General features: G+C 72.2%; 19 protein-coding genes. 11 read left to right on the forward strand and 8 right to left on the reverse strand.

What is annotated here, in order from left to right; all coding sequences use genetic code 11:
• Positions 1 to 7 precede the first annotated feature (7 nt).
• The 3 genes from leuD (at position 8) to VAB18032_RS06800 (ending at position 3515) form a co-directional block, all read left to right on the forward strand.
• Complete coding sequence (gene leuD, locus VAB18032_RS06790) at positions 8 to 595, forward strand: 3-isopropylmalate dehydratase small subunit (RefSeq protein WP_013732053.1); 588 nt, start codon at positions 8 to 10, stop codon at positions 593 to 595.
• 172 nt (positions 596 to 767) lie between these two features.
• Positions 768 to 1427 (forward strand): HU family DNA-binding protein, encoded by a 660-nt coding sequence (locus VAB18032_RS06795; RefSeq protein ID WP_013732054.1) that lies wholly within the window; start codon positions 768 to 770, stop codon positions 1425 to 1427.
• Positions 1428 to 1553: 126 nt separating this feature from the next.
• Entirely contained in the window at positions 1554 to 3515 is a 1962-nt protein-coding gene (locus VAB18032_RS06800; RefSeq protein ID WP_232510697.1) for an endonuclease/exonuclease/phosphatase family protein, read from the forward strand.
• A gap of 111 nt (positions 3516 to 3626) precedes the next feature.
• Here VAB18032_RS06800 and VAB18032_RS06805 read toward each other — a convergent pair whose 3' ends face one another.
• The 4 genes from VAB18032_RS06805 to cofC all read right to left on the reverse strand — a co-directional run bounded on the left by VAB18032_RS06805 (position 3627) and on the right by cofC (position 7738).
• On the reverse strand, positions 3627 to 4559 hold the full coding sequence (locus VAB18032_RS06805) for an NUDIX hydrolase (RefSeq protein ID WP_013732056.1): 933 nt from the start codon (positions 4557 to 4559) through the stop codon (positions 3627 to 3629).
• A gap of 24 nt (positions 4560 to 4583) precedes the next feature.
• The gene (locus VAB18032_RS06810) at positions 4584 to 6788 is read right to left on the reverse strand and encodes an RNA degradosome polyphosphate kinase (protein ID WP_013732057.1); all 2205 of its coding nucleotides are present in this window, start codon (positions 6786 to 6788) and stop codon (positions 4584 to 4586) included.
• 53 nt (positions 6789 to 6841) lie between these two features.
• Complete coding sequence (locus VAB18032_RS06815) at positions 6842 to 7039, reverse strand: cold-shock protein (protein ID WP_043723268.1); 198 nt, start codon at positions 7037 to 7039, stop codon at positions 6842 to 6844.
• A gap of 69 nt (positions 7040 to 7108) precedes the next feature.
• Positions 7109 to 7738: a 2-phospho-L-lactate guanylyltransferase gene (gene cofC / locus VAB18032_RS06820; protein ID WP_043719893.1), complete on the reverse strand. Its 630-nt coding sequence runs from the start codon at positions 7736 to 7738 to the stop codon at positions 7109 to 7111.
• 122 nt (positions 7739 to 7860) lie between these two features.
• Here cofC and VAB18032_RS06825 point away from each other — a divergent pair, with 122 nt between their 5' ends.
• Genes VAB18032_RS06825 through VAB18032_RS06845 form a run of 5 tightly spaced genes read left to right on the forward strand, consistent with a single transcriptional unit; the run spans position 7861 to position 12642 of the window.
• Positions 7861 to 8598: a lysophospholipid acyltransferase family protein gene (locus VAB18032_RS06825; RefSeq protein ID WP_013732058.1), complete on the forward strand. Its 738-nt coding sequence runs from the start codon at positions 7861 to 7863 to the stop codon at positions 8596 to 8598.
• Complete coding sequence (locus VAB18032_RS06830; RefSeq protein WP_013732059.1) at positions 8595 to 9593, forward strand: NAD(P)H-dependent glycerol-3-phosphate dehydrogenase; 999 nt, start codon at positions 8595 to 8597, stop codon at positions 9591 to 9593. The genes VAB18032_RS06825 and VAB18032_RS06830 overlap by 4 nt, the downstream gene beginning before the upstream one ends.
• 4 nt (positions 9594 to 9597) lie before the next feature.
• Positions 9598 to 10737, forward strand: coding sequence for a cystathionine gamma-lyase (locus VAB18032_RS06835; RefSeq protein ID WP_013732060.1), 1140 nt, complete (start codon positions 9598 to 9600; stop codon positions 10735 to 10737).
• Entirely contained in the window at positions 10738 to 11556 is an 819-nt protein-coding gene (locus VAB18032_RS06840) for a putative protein N(5)-glutamine methyltransferase (protein WP_013732061.1), read from the forward strand.
• A gap of 39 nt (positions 11557 to 11595) precedes the next feature.
• Positions 11596 to 12642, forward strand: a complete 1047-nt coding sequence (locus VAB18032_RS06845) for an ROK family protein (protein ID WP_043719897.1) — start codon at positions 11596 to 11598, stop codon at positions 12640 to 12642.
• 72 nt (positions 12643 to 12714) lie between these two features.
• On the opposite strand, the gene VAB18032_RS06850 is transcribed toward VAB18032_RS06845, so the two are convergent.
• Complete coding sequence (locus tag VAB18032_RS06850) at positions 12715 to 12915, reverse strand: DUF397 domain-containing protein (protein ID WP_013732063.1); 201 nt, start codon at positions 12913 to 12915, stop codon at positions 12715 to 12717.
• A gap of 3 nt (positions 12916 to 12918) precedes the next feature.
• Entirely contained in the window at positions 12919 to 13764 is an 846-nt protein-coding gene (locus VAB18032_RS06855; RefSeq protein WP_013732064.1) for a helix-turn-helix domain-containing protein, read from the reverse strand.
• A 306-nt stretch (positions 13765 to 14070) separates the two neighbouring features.
• On the opposite strand from VAB18032_RS06855, the gene VAB18032_RS06860 reads away from it, so the two are divergent.
• Together VAB18032_RS06860 and VAB18032_RS06865 are read left to right on the forward strand one after the other, a co-directional pair.
• Positions 14071 to 14307 carry a hypothetical protein gene (locus VAB18032_RS06860; protein ID WP_013732065.1) on the forward strand — a complete coding sequence of 79 codons (237 nt, stop codon included), beginning with the start codon at positions 14071 to 14073 and terminating at the stop codon, positions 14305 to 14307.
• 147 nt (positions 14308 to 14454) lie between these two features.
• Positions 14455 to 15561: a D-alanine--D-alanine ligase family protein gene (locus VAB18032_RS06865; protein ID WP_013732066.1), complete on the forward strand. Its 1107-nt coding sequence runs from the start codon at positions 14455 to 14457 to the stop codon at positions 15559 to 15561.
• Positions 15562 to 15600: 39 nt separating this feature from the next.
• Here the strand turns inward: VAB18032_RS06865 and VAB18032_RS06870 are convergent, their stop codons facing one another.
• On the reverse strand, positions 15601 to 16215 hold the full coding sequence (locus VAB18032_RS06870; protein ID WP_232510753.1) for a DUF3515 family protein: 615 nt from the start codon (positions 16213 to 16215) through the stop codon (positions 15601 to 15603).
• 9 nt (positions 16216 to 16224) lie between these two features.
• A complete protein-coding gene (locus tag VAB18032_RS06875) occupies positions 16225 to 16458 on the reverse strand; it encodes an Lrp/AsnC ligand binding domain-containing protein (RefSeq protein WP_013732068.1) in 234 nt (77 codons plus the stop codon).
• A gap of 97 nt (positions 16459 to 16555) precedes the next feature.
• Here VAB18032_RS06875 and VAB18032_RS06880 point away from each other — a divergent pair, with 97 nt between their 5' ends.
• A complete protein-coding gene (locus VAB18032_RS06880; RefSeq protein ID WP_013732069.1) occupies positions 16556 to 17521 on the forward strand; it encodes a thiamine-phosphate kinase in 966 nt (321 codons plus the stop codon).
• Positions 17522 to 17580 lie beyond the last annotated feature (59 nt).

Raw genomic sequence — 17580 nt, forward strand, 5'->3', positions numbered from 1 at the left:
GCGACAGATGGAGAAGTTCACCGTGCACACCGGCACCGCGGTGCCGCTGCGCCGTTCCGACGTGGACACGGATCAGATCATCCCGGCCGTCTACCTGAAGCGGGTGACCCGTACCGGTTTCGCGGACGGGTTGTTCAGCGCGTGGCGCGAGGACCCGGGATTCGTACTCAACGATCAATCTTATTCCGGAGCATCGATTCTCGTCGCCGGCCCGGAGTTCGGCACCGGATCCTCGCGCGAGCACGCCGTCTGGGCGCTGCGCGACTACGGGTTCCGGGTCGTGATCGCACCCGGCTTCGGTGACATCTTCCGCGGCAACGCGCTCAAGGAAGGGTTGCTTCCGGTAGAGCTGGAATTGAAAGCTGTCGAGGAGATCTGGGGTCTGGTCGAGTCCGACCCCGCCACCGCGATCACCGTGGATCTGGCCACCCGCCAGGTCCAGGCCGGTGCCGCCACGTGGTCGTTCCCGCTCGACGATTTCAGCCGCTGGCGGCTGATGGAGGGCTTGGACGACATTGGACTCACCCTCCGGCACGAGGCGCAGATCAGTACCTTCGAGGCCACCCGGCCGTCCTTCCTGCCCCGGGTCGCATAGCCGTTCGCCGCGTTCCATCGCCGATTTCGCCCCCACCGGTGCCACCGGTGGGGGCGAATCCGTTACGACACAAGGGCTTTTTTCCACCGAATGTTTGTGTCCCGGCAGCACAGGGCATACCGTGCGCGCAGAATGGCTCGCGTCGAGTCAGTTGCACAATCAGGAGGAAGTCGTGAACAAGGCCGAGCTCATCGAGGCGCTCGCCGTTCGCCTGGGGGACCGGAAAACGGCGACGGCCGCGCTAGACGCGGTCCTCGCTGAGGTCCAGGCGGCGGTCACCAAGGGCGAGAAGGTGGCGATCACCGGATTCGGAGCGTTCGAGAAGCGCGTTCGGGGCGCTCGAACAGCGCGCAACCCGCGTACCGGCGAGGCGGTGAAGGTCAAGAAGACCTCCGTGCCGACCTTCCGCCCCGGCGCTGGGTTCAAGGAGATGGTGGCCAGCGGCAAGGTGCCGAAGGCCACGGCGGCGGCGAAGAAGGTAGCCGCAGCCACCGCCAAGACCACCGGCGCGAAGGCGGCCGGCGCAAAGGCCGCCGGGGCGAAGGCGACCGGGGCGAAGGCGACCGGGGCGAAGAAGACCGCCACCGCCACCAAGACCACGGCGGCCAAGAAGACCACCGCGACGAAGACGACCGCAGCGGCCAAGAAGACGACCGCGGCCAAGACCACGGCGGCCAAGAAGACCACCGCGGCCAAGAAGACCACCACCAAGAAGGCCACTCCGGCGAAGAAGACCGCGACCAAGAGCACCACGGCGGCCAGCAAGACCACGGCCGCCAAGAAGGCTCCGGCGAAGAAGGCACCGGCCAAGAAGGCGGCAACCCGACGCTGAGCCGGTCGTACGACGAGGGCGCCCACCACACCGGTGGGCGCCCTTCGTCGTGTCCGGGTCCGATCGCCTTGCAGGCGTTGACCGACGCGCCGTACGGCACCAGAATCGCCGCACACCCTCGGCGAAATGAGAACCGTGCTGCGCCACCGTCACCTCGCCACCGTCACCCTGGCGCTGGGCCTCGTCGTCCTCACCGACGTGCTCCGCGTCTTCCTGCCGTCGGTCATCACCATCTTCGGGCAGGCCGCGTCGACCCCCGCCGAGCTGCTCGGCGCGTTCGCGCTCGGCTGGTTCGTGCTCGCCCTCGCCGCACCGGCCCTCGTCGTGCGGGTCGGTGCCCGTCCTGTCGGTCTGGTGGCCCTGGTCGTACTGGGCGCCGCCCGACTGGCCCTCACCGCGGTTCCTGGCGGCCGTACGCAGCTCTGGCTGGCCACCGCCGGCCTGCTGGCCGGGCTGGTGTGGCTGGCAGCGGCCGCGAGTCAGGTCACGCATCCGGTGCCCGGACTGGTCTACGGGCTGACCGCCGGGGCGCTCGGCCACGCGATGTTCGCCACCCACGACCCGGTGTGGTGGGGGCGGTGGCAGGCGTGGCTGCCCAGTGTCGCCGTGGTGGCGCTGCTGCTGGTCGCGGCGGTCGCGTCCGCTCGGCGACCAGACGTCGACGAGCGGGACGCCGACGCCACGACGCTGCCACCGGCCCGAAGCTGGCTGCTCGCCGGGCCGTCGTTGCTGCTGGGCGGCATGCTCGCGCTGTCACCGGCGGTCGCCGGCACCGCGAATTCGTTCTGGTTCGGCCACGCCGGCACCGCCGAACCGCCCCTGTTCGCCCTGGCACCGCTGACCGGCGCGGTGGCGCTGTTCGTGTTCTGCGCGCTGTACCCGCCGCCGCAGGGCCGCCTGCGTCCGCTGTTCCCGGTGCTGCTGCTGGCCGGAACGCTGCTGTTCGGGTACGGGCCACCCTCGGCCCTCGGCGTCGCGATGCTGCTCGCCGCAGCCGGTCTCGGTGGCTGCCTGGCCCTCACGACCGCCCAGCGGGGTCCGTCGACCGTCGCCCGGCGCGGGTACGCGGCGACCGGCGGCATGCTGGTCTTCGCCGTCGCGACGGTGCTCTTCTACGCCGCCTACGACATCGGCTACCCCAACGGATGGCTGCCCGTCGTGGTGGCGGTGGTGGTGGGTGCCGTCGCGCACGGTGGGCGGCCGTGGGCGTCCGGTGCGGCGCCGTCCCCGGTCGACGCCACCACCGAGCCGACGCGCCCGGTGACCGCTGCCCAGCCGGTACAGGCATGGCTGGCGGCCCTGCTGACAGCTCTGGTCGCCCTTATCGCCGCGGTGATGCACGGGCCGTGGTTGACGGCGACGAACCGGCCCGGACCGCCGACGCAGATACGGCTGGTGGCGTACAACATCCGGATGGGCTTCGGTCTGGACGGGCGCCTCGACCTGGCCGCTCTCGACCGGGCGATCGGGCGGGCCGACGTGGTGCTGCTCAGCGAGGTCGACCGCGGCTGGTTGCTCAACGGCGGCCACGACACCCTGCACCTGCTGGCAACCCGCCTGGAGATGCCGTACGTCTTCGCGCCGGCCGCCGGGGCGCTCTGGGGCGATGCGGTGCTGAGCCGCTGGCCGGTCCGGCAGGCGCAGACCCGCGCGCTACCCGCGGTGGGCGCACCCACCGGTGCACAGGCTCTCGGCGTCACCGTCGACTTCAGCGACGGTGTGCGGCTGGCGGTGGTGAGCACCCACCTGCAACCCCCACCCGGTACGGATCCGGTGGTGCAGGCCCGAGCGGTCGCCGAGTTCGCCACCGAGTACGCCGACGGCAGGCCGCTGGTGGTGGCCGGTGACTTCAACACCGAGCCGGGCGATCCGGCGTTCACGGCGCTCACCGACGCCGGGCTGGTCGACGCCTTCGCGGCCGTACGCCCACTGCCCACCAGCCCGGCCGACGATCCGCGCACGCAGATCGACCACATCTTCGTCTCCCCGGACCTGCCGACCACCGATCCGGTCGCGATCGCCAGCACCGCCAGCGACCACCTGCCGGTCGCGGTGACCCTCAAGCTGCCACCTGGCACACCGCAGTGACGGCAGGCGGTCGTCGCACGACCCCGGACACATCTCCGTCTTCGGTGCGGGGGCGCTCAGAGTCAGCGCGGGGAGTGAGGCTGCGCGGCGCTGGCGGGGGTGCGGGGTTGCTCAGAGGCGGTCGGCGGCGAGTAGTCGGTCGCCGGTGAAGGCGAGCAGCCAGCCGCCGCCCTTTCCGGTGGCGTAGTCGCCGGGCTGGCCGACGAGCCGTTCCAGCGCACCGGGGATGACCTTGCCCTGGCTGCAGGCGGCCACCGGCGCGCCCTGTGCCGCCAGCGCGGTGAGGGCTGCCGCGGCGGCCAGCGCGCACTCGTCGGTCTGCTGTCCGGCGCGTGGCTCGTCCAGGTCACCTCTGATCTCGATCGGCAGGTCGAGCAACGCGGCGGCCGGGTCGAGGGTCTGTACGCACCGGCGGGGCGAGGCGGAGATCAGGCGGGTCGGGCGGATCAGCGCGATCAGTGGGGCCAACGCGTGTGCCTGGGACCAGCCTCGGGCGTCCAACGGGCGGCCGGTGTCCGGGCCGGACCAGCCCAGTCGCTCACCGGCGTGGCCGTGCCGGACCAACAGGATCGCCGCGGTGGCCTGGGGCAGCGCGGCGAACGCGGCCAGCACCTGGGCGTCATGCGGGTAGCTGACCAGCGCCACCGCATCGTCCACATCCAGCCAGCGCATGTCGTCGACCTCGGTGCCGGGCTGGAAACCGCCGGTGCCCACCGCCCGCATCGACCAGTAGTCGACCGTCTTGAGCAGGCCCTCGCTGCGGTACTGCACGCTGGGCAGGCGCACCTGCGGTACGGCCTGGGCGTCGGCCTCCTCGGCGACCTCCCGGGCGGCGGCGAGCAGCGGATGCTCGCCCGGCTCCAGTTTGCCCTTCGGCAACGTCCAGTCCCCGTACCGGGGGCGGTGCACCAGGCACACCTGGACGCTGCCGTCCGGCGCCGGCCGCCACACCACCCCGCCGGCCGCCCGGATCACGGCCACGCCGGATCCGGTGTGCGGGTCCTGCCGGCGGCCGGCGACCGCCAGGTCCTCCTCGTTGACCATCTGCTCAGCCTATGCCCGCACCGCTCACCCGGCGGTGCTGCCGACCCGACGCAGCAGCAGATCCTGCAGGTGGACCAGCGGTGTCGTCGGCGTGCCGCTGCGCCGGGTCCAACTGCCGTCGGCGCTCAACTCGAACGCGTCGACGTCCGGGCTCATTGCGGCCTGGAGCACGTGGTCCAGTTCGGCGCGGGCCACCGGGTCGCTGACCTGGACCAGTGCCTCGACCCGTCGGTCCAGGTTGCGGTGCATCATGTCGGCCGACCCGATCCAGAACTCGGCGTCGCCGTTGTTGCCGAAGCGGAAGATCCGGGAGTGTTCCAGGAAGCGGCCGAGGATGGAACGGACCCGGATGTTGTCCGAGAGCCCGGGTACGCCGGGACGCAGCGTGCACATCCCCCGGATGATCAGGTCGACGTGTACGCCCGCCTGGGAGGCCCGGTACAGGGCGTCGGTGACGGCCTCGTCGACCAGCGAGTTGACCTTGAACTGCACCAGGCCGGGCATGCCGAGCCGGACCTGGGTGATCTCCCGTTCGATCCGCTCGATCAGGCCGCCCCGGATGCCCTGCGGCGCCACCAGCAGTCGCCGGTACGCGGTCTGCCGGCTGTAACCGGTGAGCACGTTGAACAGGTCGGTCAGATCGGCGCCGATCTCCGGGTCTGCGGTGAGCACGCCGAAGTCCTCGTAGAGTCGGGCGGTCTTGGGGTGGTAGTTGCCGGTGCCGATGTGGCAGTAGCGCCGGATCTGGTTGCCCTCCTGGCGTACCACCAGGGCGGTCTTGCAGTGGGTCTTGAGACCGACCAGCCCGTAGACCACGTGGCACCCGGCGCGTTCCAGCGTGCGGGCCCAGCCGATGTTGGCCACCTCGTCGAAACGGGCCTTCAGCTCGACGAGCACCACCACCTGCTTACCGGCCGCGGCGGCCTCGACCAGCGCGTCCACGATCGGGGAGTCGCCGCTGGTGCGGTACAGCGTCTGCTTGATGGCCAGCACGTGCGGGTCGGCGGCGGCCTGCTCGATGAAGCGTTGCACGCTCGTGGCGAACGAGTGGTACGGGTGGTGCACCAGCACGTCCCCGTCGCGCAGGGTGGCGAAGACGCTGCGCGGCACCTCGCCCTCGGCGAGTCGGGGATGGGTGGCCGGTACGAAGGGCGGATCCTTCAGGTCGGGCCGGTCGGCCTCGCCGTAGAGCTGCCACAGCGCGGACAGGTCGAGCAGTCCGCGGACCCGCAGCACGTCCTGGGCGTCCATGTCCAGTTCGCGGACCAGCAACTCCAGCATGTGATCGGAGATCGACGCGGCGACCTCCAGCCGGACCGGAGGACCGAACCGTCGCCGGGCCAGTTCCCGTTCCAGGGCCTGGAGCAGGTCCTCGTCGCGGTCCTCGTCGACCTCCACCTCGGCGTTGCGGGTGACCCGGAACAGGTGGCACTCCACCACCTGCATGCCGGAGAAGAGTTGACCGAGGTGGACCGCGATGAGGTCCTCCACCGGCAGCATCCGTACGCCGGGCTGGTCCCGGTCGACCCGGACGAACCGGGGCACGTTGTTGGGCACCTTGACCCGGGCGAACAGTTCGGCCCCACCGTCCGGGTCGCGCACCGACACGGCCAGGTTCAGCGACCGGCCCGAGATGTACGGAAAGGGGTGGGCCGGGTCGACCGCCAGTGGGGTGAGCACCGGGAAGATCTGCTCGCGGAAGTAGCTGCGCAGCCGGTCCCGTTCGCTGTCGCCGAGGTCGGACCAGCGCAGCACCCGGATGCCCTCCGCCGCCAGCTTCGGCGACACGTCGTCGATGAAGCAGGCGGCGTGCCGCGCGACCAGGTCGGCCGCCTTCGCGGCGACCAGTTCGAGTTGGGTACGCAGGGGCAGCCCGTCGCCGCCGCGCACCGGCAGGCCCGCGGTGAGCCGTCGTTTCAGCCCGGCGACCCGCACCATGTAGAACTCGTCGAGGTTGCTGGCGAAGATGGCGAGGAACTTGGCCCGCTCCAGCAGCGGCGTGCGGTGGTCCTCGGCCAGCGCCAGGACCCGGGCGTTGAAGTCGAGCCAGGACAGCTCCCGGTTGAGGAACCGGTCCTCCGGCAGCGGCCGATCGAACGAGGTCTCCCGGTCGGCGGGTTCCGGCAGGCCAGCCCCGGAGACCGGGTCCAGCACCTCCTCCAGCCCGGCGGAGGAGGCGGCCGGGTCGGTGCCGACGGAGTGGTCCGGGCGTTCGCGAGGGGTGCTCACCCGCCCATAATCACCCGATGCGGGTTAACACAAATTGAACTTGAGCTGGGATGTCAGGGCATCGTCGGCAACGTCACCCGAACGACGTCACCGCCGGTGTCGGTCTCCACCCGGACCCGCTGCCCCAGCCGGAGCAGCCGCAGCCCGGAGGCGTCGAAGGCACGGGCGGGGAAGGGCAACTCGGTGCCGTCGTCGAGCAGCAGCAGGCCGCTGCGGGTCGCCGCGTCGAAGGTCGCCACCGTGCCCTGCATGCCCAGCACCGTACACGGGACGCGGCTCGGCCGGGTCTCCACCGGCCGAGCGGGCGGTCCAGCCGGGGTTCAGCCGGTGGGGCAGCCGGCGGCCAGCGCCGCGGTGCGCGGGCCGAGCCCGATCCGGGCCGCGGCCAGCAGGTCGTCGGCGGTGTCGACATCCCGACGCAGGCTGGGCCAGTCACCGGCCAACGCGCGGGCACCGCTGGCCGCGTGTGCCGTGGCCGAGTCGGGCCCGAACCGGGGATCCAGGGGTACGCCGGGAGGTGCCGCCAGCAGCACCGTGCCGCTGCCGGGGGCGTCGCTGACGAAGGACCGTACGCCTGCCGGGGTCCTGCGGGCCTCGGCCAGCGCGGCGGCCAGTTCGGCCGGGCGCAGCGCGGGCAGATCGGCGGTGAGCCCGGCCACCCACCCGGCGGCACCGGTCGCACCGTGCCGGAACGCGGCGTTGAGGCCGGCGTCCGGGGCGTCCGGCAGCACCTGGGCGCCGGCCAGCCGGGCCAGCGCGCTCACCCGGGGATCGTCGGTGACCACCCGGATCTGCACCAGCGGCGAACAGGCACCCACCGCGGCCAACGTGTCGGCGGCCAGCGCCAGCGCCAACTCCTCGTGCGGTACGCCGGGCAGCCCGCCGCGCAGCCGGGTCTTCGCGGCGGTCAGACGCTTGACCGGTACCACCACGGTCCATGGCTGACTCACACTGTCATCCTGCCAGCCGCGCGTCGGTACCCTCACTGGCCGTACCAGGGGCGAGCAGGCATGATTTCGGCTGCGGGTGTCACCGGTTCCTCCGGTGGACGGGGCGGGCACGAGGAGGCACGGTGGGTCGGCGCAGGCTGGGGTTCTGGCAATGGTTGGCCGTGGTGCTGGTCAAGCCGGTGATGACGATCTGGACCCGGCGCACCTGGCGGGGGATGGAGCACCTCGGCACCGAGGGCCCGATGATCATCGTGGCGAACCACATGTCGCACGCCGACCCGCTGGTCGCCGCCCATTTCATCTACGACTCCGGCCGGTGGCCGCAGTTCCTGGGCAAGGCGAGCGTGTTCAAGGTGCCGGTGATCGGCTGGATCCTGCACCGGTGCAAGCAGATTCCGGTCGAGCGGGGGACGGTCGACGCGGCCAAGTCGCTGGACGCCCTGATCAAGGCGCTCGGCGAGGGTGATGCCGTGATCATCTACCCGGAGGGCACCATCACCCGGGAACCGGACCTGTGGCCGATGAAGGGCAAGACCGGGGCGGCTCGACTGGCGTTGGCGACCGGCGCCCCGGTGGTGCCGGTGGTGATGTGGGGGCCGGAGCGCATCTTCGACCCGCACCGCTCCCGGCTCAACCCGCGGCCCCGGATCCCGGTGACCGTGGTGGCCGGGCCACCGATCGACCTGAGCCAGTGGGCCGGTGCCGCCCCGAGCCGCGCGGTGCTGGAGGAGATGACCGACGTGATCATGCTGCGGCTGCGGGACATGCTCGCCGAGATCCGGGGCGGCACACCACCACCGCTGTGGCAGCGCGGCGGTCGGACCAACATCGAGCAGCGGCGCCCGGAGGCGACGGCGTGAGTGGGCACGTGGCGGTGCTGGGCGCCGGTTCCTGGGGTACGGCGTTCGCGAAGATCCTGGCCGACGCCGGGCGGGACGTCACCATCTGGGCCCGGCGGCAGCCGATCGCCGACGTCATCCGCACCGAACGGCGCAACCCGGAGTACCTGCCCGACGTGGTGCTGCCGGATCGGGTCACCGGCACCGGCGACGCCGCCGAGGCGATCAAGGGCGCGGAGATGGTGGTGCTGGCGGTGCCGTCGCAGACGCTGCGGGGCAACCTCGCCGAGTGGGTCTCGCACCTGCACGCCGACGCCACGCTGGTCTCACTGATGAAGGGCATCGAGCTCGGCACCACCAAGCGGATGAGCGAGGTGATCATCGAGACGGCGCAGGTGGCCGCGGACCGGGTGGTGGTCGTCTCCGGCCCCAACCTGGCGCCGGAGATCGCCGCCGAGCAGCCGGCCGCCACGGTGGTCGCCTGCACCGACGTCGACCGGGCCACCCTGGTGCAGCGCTCCATCACCACGCCGTACTTCCGGCCGTACACCAACGATGACGTGATCGGCTGTGAGCTGGGCGGCGCGGTGAAGAACGTGATCGCCCTCGCGTACGGCATCGCCACCGCGATGGGCTTCGGCCACAACACCCGGGCGATGCTTGTCACCCGGGGGCTGGCCGAGACCGCCCGGCTCGGGGTGGCCCTCGGCGCGGACCCGCTCACCTTCGCCGGCCTGGCCGGCATGGGTGACCTGGTGGCCTCCTGCTCGTCGCCGTCGGCGCGCAACCGCACCTTCGGTGAGCACCTGGGCCGGGGCGCCACCCTGGAGGAGGCGCGGGTGGCCACCCGGCAGACCGCCGAGGGGGTCAAGAGCGCGTTGGCCATCCGCGACCTGGCCCGCGCGCACGGCGTGGAGATGCCGATCACCGAGCAGGTCGAGCTGGTCTGTCACGAGGGCGTCGACCCGCGGGTCGCGGTACGCGCCCTGATGAGCCGTACCACGAAACCGGAATGAGCCGATGAGCGAGAACGAGGTACCCCAGCGACTTCCGGCCGACGGTGACGGCACCCGGTGCGTGCGCGCCGGCCTGCCCGCACCGCAACCGGGACAGCCCTTCCTGCCGGGGCCGGTCTTCGCCGCGCCGTACCATCTCGATCCCCGACACGGTCCGGAGGCGGCGCCGAACGGGTACGGACGCCCGGACAACCCCACCCGGCGACTGCTGGAGGCGGCGATCGGCGAGCTGGAGGGCGGCGAGTGCCGGGTCTTCGCCAGCGGCCAGGCGGCCATCACCGGGCTGCTGCTGGGGCTGCTGCGCGCCGGTGACGCGGTGGTGCTGCCCGCCGACGGGTACTTTCCGGTCCGGGCGTTCGCCACCGACACGCTCACCGGCAACGGGGTACGGGTGCTGCTCGCGCCGACCGCCGGGCCGTACCCGTCCTTCGACGGGGTACGCCTGGTGCTTGTGGAGACGCCGGCCAACCCGGGCCTCGACGTGGTGGACCTGCCGGCGCTGGCCGAGCGGGTGCACGCCGCCGGTGCCCTGCTGGCGGTCGACAACACCACCGCGACCCCGCTCGGGCAGCGTCCGTTGGACCTCGGCGCGGATCTGGTGGTCGCCTCCGGCACCAAGGCCCTGACCGGGCACTCCGACCTGCTGCTGGGCTACCTGGCCACCCGGTCTGCCGAGCTGGTGGAGCGGTTCACCGCCTGGCGGACGAACACCGGGGCGGTGCCCGGGGCGTTCGACGCCTGGCTGGCGCACCGCTCGCTGGCCACCCTCGACCTGCGCCTGGCCCGGCAGAGCGCCAACGCCGAGGCCCTCGCCCGGCTGCTGGCCGACCGTGCCGACGTGACCGGGCTGCGCTGGCCGGGCCTGCCGGACGATCCGGCGTACCCGGTCGCCTCGCGTCAGCTGCGCCGGATGCCGGGGGTGCTCTCCTTCGATCTGGGCGACGCCGAACGGGTCGCCCGGTTCCTCGACGCGACCCGGCTGGTCTCGGCGGCCACCTCCTTCGGCGGCCTGCACACCACCGCCGACCGGCGGGCCCAGTGGGGTGACGACACCACGGCGGGCTTCGTGCGGCTCTCCTGCGGCGTGGAGGACACGGTGGACCTGATCGCCGACGTGTCGGCCGCGTTGGATGCCAGCGCCTAGATGATCGCCGTCTCCTCGGCGGTACGGGCCGCCACGGTCGACCGGTTACGCCGGGCCGGTTGTGTCTGGGCCGAGGACGAGGCGCGGCTGCTCGTGGAGGCGGCCGACGACCCGCGGTCGCTCGCGGTCCTGGTCGACCGGCGGGTGGCCGGGGAGCCGCTGGAGTACCTGCTCGGCTGGGCGGAGTTCTGCGGCGAGCGGATCACCGTCGTACCCGGTGTCTTCGTGCCGAGGGCGCGGACCGCGGCGCTCGTCGCGGCGGCCGAGGCGGTGACCGGGCCGGCGGCTAGGGTGGTCGAGCTGTGTTGCGGCTCGGGTGCACTCACCCGGGCGCTGGCGCGTCGACTCCACGCCCCACGGCTGCTGGCCGCGGTGGACGTGGACCCGGCAGCGGTGGCCTGTGCCCGAGGCAATCTCGCCGAGTTGGCCGTGCCGGTCTACGCCGGTGACCTGTTCGACGCGCTGCCGGCGACCTGGCGCGGCACCCTGGACCTGGTGGTGGCGAACGCGCCGTACGTGCCGACGGCGGCGTTGGACCTGCTGCCGGCCGAGTCGCGCCGGTACGAGGCGTTGGTGGCGCTCGACGGCGGCCCGGACGGGTTGGCGGTGCTGCGCCGGCTCGCCGCCGACGCGACGAGGTGGCTCGCTCCCGGCGGGCACCTGGTGGTGGAGGTCGGCCAGTCGCAGGTCGACCTGCTCGCGACGGTGCTGGCGGAGGCGGGGCTGCTGCCGTCGACGTTCCGCGACGAGTCCCTGGCGGCCACCGCGATGACGGCCCGACGGCCGGTCGGCATGGCGGGGCAGGGAAGCGAGAACTAGCCTCACGTCAGATCGAATCGGGTGGGAGGCGGTTGACCGGTGGCTGACACAACTGTGGTCGTGGGCATCGACAACGGCGGTACGAGCAACAACGCCACGGTGCTCACGCTCGATGGACGCTTCCTGGTCGATCAGCTCGTGGAGACCCCCAGCGAGGTACGCGCCGGCCCGCAGGCCGCCGTCGAGGCGATGGCCCGCTCCTTCGACGGTGTGCTGGCCCTGACCGGGCTGTCCCGCGACCAGGTGCGCGCCGTCGGGCTGGACACGCCCGGTCCGGCCAGCGCCACCGGGGTGATCTCGTCGAAGGGGTCGACGAACTTCTCCCAACCGGCCTGGCGCGGCCACGACATCCGGGGTGCCCTGGAACGACGGCTCGGGCTGCCGGTGATCTATCACAACGACGGCAACGCCGCCGCGCTCTACGCCCACCACGTCCACTTCGGAGTCGACGCGATGCACCGGTCGTCGGTGTCGGCGATCGTCGGCACCGGGCTGGGCGGTGGTCTGGTCGAGTACGGACGGGTGATCGCCGGCGCGGCGGGGATGGCCGGCGAGCTGGGGCACGTGCACGTCCCGCTGACCGATGTGCTCGCACCGGGTCAGCCGGTGCCGGTCTGCGCCTGCGGCTTCGCCGGGGACGTGGAGTCCATCGCCTCGCTGACCGCGATCGAGCGCAACCTGCTGCCGTACTGGCTCACCCGGTTTCCGGACCATCCGCTGGCCGGTGAGCCGCCGGCCCTGGCGGCGAAGCTGGTGCGCGGTTACGGCGAGCGGGGCGACGAGATGGCCCGGGAGGTCTTCGCCCAGCAGGCCAGGGCGCTCGGGGCGTTGTTCACCATCGCGGCCAACTTCACCGATCCGCACGCCTACTTCGTGGGCGGTGGGGTGGTGGAAACCGCCCCCGAGTTCCGTGACTGGTTCCTGGCGACCGTACGCGAGCACACCGTGCTGCGGGACGAGCAGGCCGCGTCGGCCACCTTCGCGCTGGTGCCGGAGCGGGACATGGCCGGCGCTCGGGGGGCCGCCCTCGCCGCCCTGGCGGCGGCCCGTGAACTGCCGGTGCCGCCGCCGCTGGTCGGCCACTGATCGCTCGGGTGGGCTGACCGGGCCGGCGGTGCCCTTACCGGCCCGGTCAGCGGCTATGGGTTCACCCGTGGATCAGCGCTGCGGCGGTGTCTCGGCGAAGGCGGTCCAGGCCGACGGCGCGAAGAGCAGCAGCGGGCCGTCCGGGTCCTTGGAATCGCGTACCGCCACCGTGCCGGGTACGACCGCCACCTCCACGCAGGCGCCCTCGTCGCCGCTGTGGCTGCTCTTGCGCCATCCGGCCACCGCCGGGGTGGCGTTGGTCGTCGGTGTCATCGTCTACCGTCCCTTCAGGATCTTGATCAATGCGTCGCGGCTGGCCGACGGGCTGAGCGCGACGGTCCGCAGGTGTTCCATGATCTTGGTGCAGGTTCGCAGGTCACCGGGCCGGTCGAGGACCATCTGCCCGGCGACCGTCTCCACCGAGGCGATGATCGGGTCCTCCGGGTCGGCGAACTCGAGGATGTGCAGCGAGCCCCGCGTGCCCCGGTGGTAACCGGCGGCCAACGGGATCAGCTGCACGGTGATGTTCGGCAGCTCGCTCATCTTGAGCAGGTGCCGCAGTTGGCCCTGCATCGCGGCCTCGTCACCGACTGGGCGCAGGAGCGCGGCCTCGTCGAGGATCGCGTCGAAGATCGGTGGATCGTCACCGGTGAGTCGTTGCTGGCGGTCCAGTCGCAGGTGGACCCGCTCCTCGACGTCGTTGTCGCTGAGCGTGTGCGGGCCGCCCCGCATCACGCCCCGGATGTAGTCGGCGGTCTGCAACAGCCCCGGCACCACCGACGGTTCGAAGTTGGCGATGCCGGTGGCCTCGGCCTCCAACGCGATGAAGTCGATGGTGCGCCGGTCGAGCAGGTACGAATAGGACACCCACCAGCCGGGCTTGCGGGCGTCCTTGGCCAACGCGACAGCCGCCGCGACGTCGTCCGCCCCGACCCCGTAGAGGGTGAGCAGCGCGCGTACGGTCGCCGGGCTGACGAGCGTCTGCGCGTTCTCGTAGCGGGACAGCGTGCTGCGGGTGCTGTTGATCTCGTCGGCTGCGGCCTCCAGGGTGAGGCCGGCGGCCTCACGGTGCTGGCGCAGGGCGATGCCGAGTCGTCGGGCGCGGGCGGTCTTCGGTGCCATGCATCGATGGTCGCATGTATTCGGGATCGTGTACATGAGAAAACGTAAGTGGGAGTTGCATTCACGGCGGTGAAGGTGTCAGGCTGTCATCACGTCCTCACCGCCGGTTGTCGTGGCGACGGTGGCGGTGAGCGACCGGAGGGGATGGGGCGCGCGGCGGTCGGGTTATTCCCCCGTACCCGGCCGCCGCGTGCCGCGCCACGAGCCTTTGAGGCGGCACCGGAGGGAGAGCGACGTGCGCAGATACTGTCCGGCAATCTCGCGGCCGCTACGACGGGCCCGACCGGCGGTGGGCGGCGCGCGGCGATGACCCGATTCCTGGTGGTGCTGACCGACGTGCGCCCCTGCGAGGGCGGTGCTCGCAACGAGCGCCTCGCCCCGGAACGTCGCCGCCAGGTGGTCGGCGCGAGCAGCCGTGAGGCGGCCGAGCGGATCGCGGGCGCGTTCATGGCCCTGGGCATGGTGCGAGCCGGTCGGCAGCGCGTCAAGGTGATCGCGATCGGCCGGCGGCACGCCTTCGGCGAGCGGGAACTGGCTGGCTGACGCACCGTCTGGTCACGTACGGTATAGGGCTCCTTGACCGATTGCGCCTGCCTTGCGGTCTCGTGGGGTATCGACTTCCCGATCTCGCCACGCACAGTAAGGTCATCCGGGAGAGCGCCAGCAGTGCGTCCCGGAAAGGTGACCGCAGTGACCACCCCAGGCAAGACCCGCGTGGCGATCGTCTTCGGCGGCCGCAGCCCGGAACATGGCATCTCCTGTGTGAGCGCCGGCAGCGTGCTCGGCGCGCTCGACCCCGACGAGTTCGAGGTGGTGCCGGTCGGCATCACCCGGGCGGGTCAGTGGGTGCTGACCAGCGGCGACCCGACCGAGTTGGCGATCAACTCGCGCCGGCTGCCGGAGATCACCGCCGAGTCGGGGGCCGACATCGTGCTGCGAGCCGACCCGACCGGCAGCGGCCTGCTGGTGCTCGACCCCACCGAAGGGCCTCGGGCACTGGCCAATGTGGACGTGGTCTTCCCGGTGCTGCACGGCGCCTACGGCGAGGACGGCACCATCCAGGGCATGCTGGAGATGGCGGGCATCCCGTACGTGGGGGCGAAGGTGTTCGCCTCGGCCGCCGCGATGGACAAGGAATTCACCAAGAAGATCTGCGCCGCCGAGGGCATCCCGATCGGCCCGTACGCCGTGCTGCGTAGTGGCATGACGTTGAGCGAGGAGGACAAGCAGCGCCTCGGCCTGCCGGTCTTCGTCAAGCCCTCGCGGGCCGGATCGTCGTTCGGCGTCAGCAAGGTCAGCGACTGGGCCGACCTGGAGGCCGCGATCGCCATCGCCCGGGAGATCGACAGCAAGGTGCTGGTCGAGGGCGCGATCATCGGCCGGGAAATCGAGTGCGGCGTGCTGGAGGGCGAGGCCGGCGGCACGCCCGAGGCGTCCGTGCTGGCCGAGGTGCGGGTGGTCGGCGACTACGACTTCTACGACTTCGAGGCCAAGTACATCGACGCGGAGTCGGCCTGCGAGTACGACGTCCCGGCCGACCTGCCCGAGCGGGTCGCCCGGCAGGTGCGCGACTACGCCGTACGGGCCTTCACCGCGCTGGACTGCGCCGGACTGGCCCGGGCCGACTTCTTCGTCACCCCGGAACTGGACATCTACCTCAACGAGATCAACACGATGCCGGGCTTCACCCCGACGTCGATGTTCCCCCGGATGTGGGCGGCCTCGGGGCTGGAGTACCCGAAGCTTGTCGACCGGCTCATCCGTACCGCCCTGACCCGGGGCACCGGCCACTACTGACCGGCCTGGCCCGGCCGACGCCGACTGCGGGCGGCCGGGTCAGGAGGTGCAGCCGGACGGGACCGGGCCCGCCGAGGGGACCGAGGCGACGACCGTGCTGGCGATCGGGGCGGCCCACTGCAACGCCTCGCCGTAGAAGTGCGGCACGCGTACGGTCACCGCGGTTTCCCGGTCGAGCGTGGTCAGCACCGTGGCGTCCGCTTCCTCCACCCCGTGCCAGCACACTGCGTTGACCAGGTAGATGTGGTCGGTGGGCGCCACCTCGGGCTCGGTCCCGCCGCAGGCCACCGTCAGGGCCGGATCGCCGTACGCGGCGTTCTGCTCCGGCCCGGCGCTCACCGGCCGCTGCGGCAGGTCGCGGATCGAGGCGGGCAGCTGCGACAGCAGGGCGCGGCAGACGGTCGCCGGCCGCTCGGCCAGTGCCGGGGCGGCCATCTCGACCGGCGCGGTGGACTGCGGTCGGGCCGCGCTCGGCGAGGGATCCGGGGTGGCGGTCGAGCTGTCCGGGGCGAGGTTGACGAAGGCCAGGGTGCCTACCAGGAGAGCCACCGGCAGCGCCACGGCCGTGGCGACCAGCGCGGCGGTGCGGTTGGTCCGGTCGGCTGCCGGTGCGGCGTCCTTCGCACGCCGGGTCTCGCCGGGGGATTCGGAAATCCTGGACACTTACAACCGCACCACCGAACATGTGAGGGTGCGGGTGATGCCGGGCACCATCTGCACGTTGCTGACGATGAGTTTGCCGAGCTCGTCGACGGTGTTCGCCTCGGTGAGCACGACCACGTCGTACGGCCCGGTCACCGCGTCGACCCGGACCACGCCGGGGAGATCCGCGATGAGACCGGCCACGTCACGCGCCCGGCCGACCTCTGTCTGGATGAGGATGTACGCCTGTACCACGACTCGACCTCCCTCCGTCGCCGCCTGCCAGACGGCCTGAAGGGAGAAAGTACCTTACGGACCAGGTGTGATCCCTATCGGTGGTCAAGGAGAAGCGGTGAGCGAGCGGGGCGACAGCGGCGGTGTGGGCGTCGCACAGGTCGGGGAGTTCGGCCTGATCGACCGGGTCACCGCCCGGTTGTCGTACGGATCGACGGTGCTGCTCGGCCCCGGCGACGACGCGGCGGTGGTCACCGCGCCGGACGCCCGGGTGGTCGCCTCGACCGACGTGCTGGTGGACGGGCGGCACTTCCGCCGGGACTGGGCCGGGGCGCACGACATCGGCCGTCGGGCGGCGGCGGCGAACCTCGCCGACGTGGTGGCCATGGGTGCCGAGCCGACGGCCCTGCTGGTGGCGCTCTGCGTGCCGGCTGACGTGGAGACCGGCTGGGTCGAGCAGCTCGCCGACGGGCTCGGTGCCGAGGCGGCGAGCGTGGGCGCCAGCGTGGTCGGCGGCGACATGTCGGCCAGCCCCACCTTGACCATCGCGGTCACCGCGCTGGGCGACCTGGCCGGCCGGTCGCCGGTCACCCGGGCCGGTGCCCGACCGGGCGACCTGGTGGCCCTGGCCGGGCGCACCGGTTACGCGGCGGCCGGGTTCACCGTGCTGTCCCGCGGCTTCCGGACGCCCCGGCTGCTGGTCGAGGCGTACCGGCGGCCGGAGGTGCCCTACGCCGCCGGTCCGGCGGCCGCCCGGCTCGGCGCCACCGCCATGATCGATGTCTCGGACGGGTTGCTCGCCGACCTGGGGCACGTGGCGAAGGCCAGCGGGGTCGCCATCGACCTGCGGCGGGACGCCTTCGAGGTGCCACCGCAGATGCGCGACGCGGCGCAGGCGCTCGGCGTCGACCCGTACGCCTGGCTGCTGGCCGGTGGCGACGACCATGCGCTGGTCGCGACCTTCCCGTCTCAGACGGTGCTGCCTGACGGGTGGCGCGAGGTCGGCCGGGTCGCCGAGGGCCGGGGCGTGACGGTGGACGGCGCGCCGTTCGACGGCCCGACCGGCTGGGACCATTTCCGCTGAGTGAGCGGGCTGAGTGAGTGGTCGATCACTGCCGCAGGCTGTCGGCCCAGGTCGGCGGC

Origin of the sequence: Micromonospora maris AB-18-032 (assembly GCF_000204155.1) — a bacterium.
GTDB lineage: Bacteria > Actinomycetota > Actinomycetes > Mycobacteriales > Micromonosporaceae > Micromonospora > Micromonospora gifhornensis.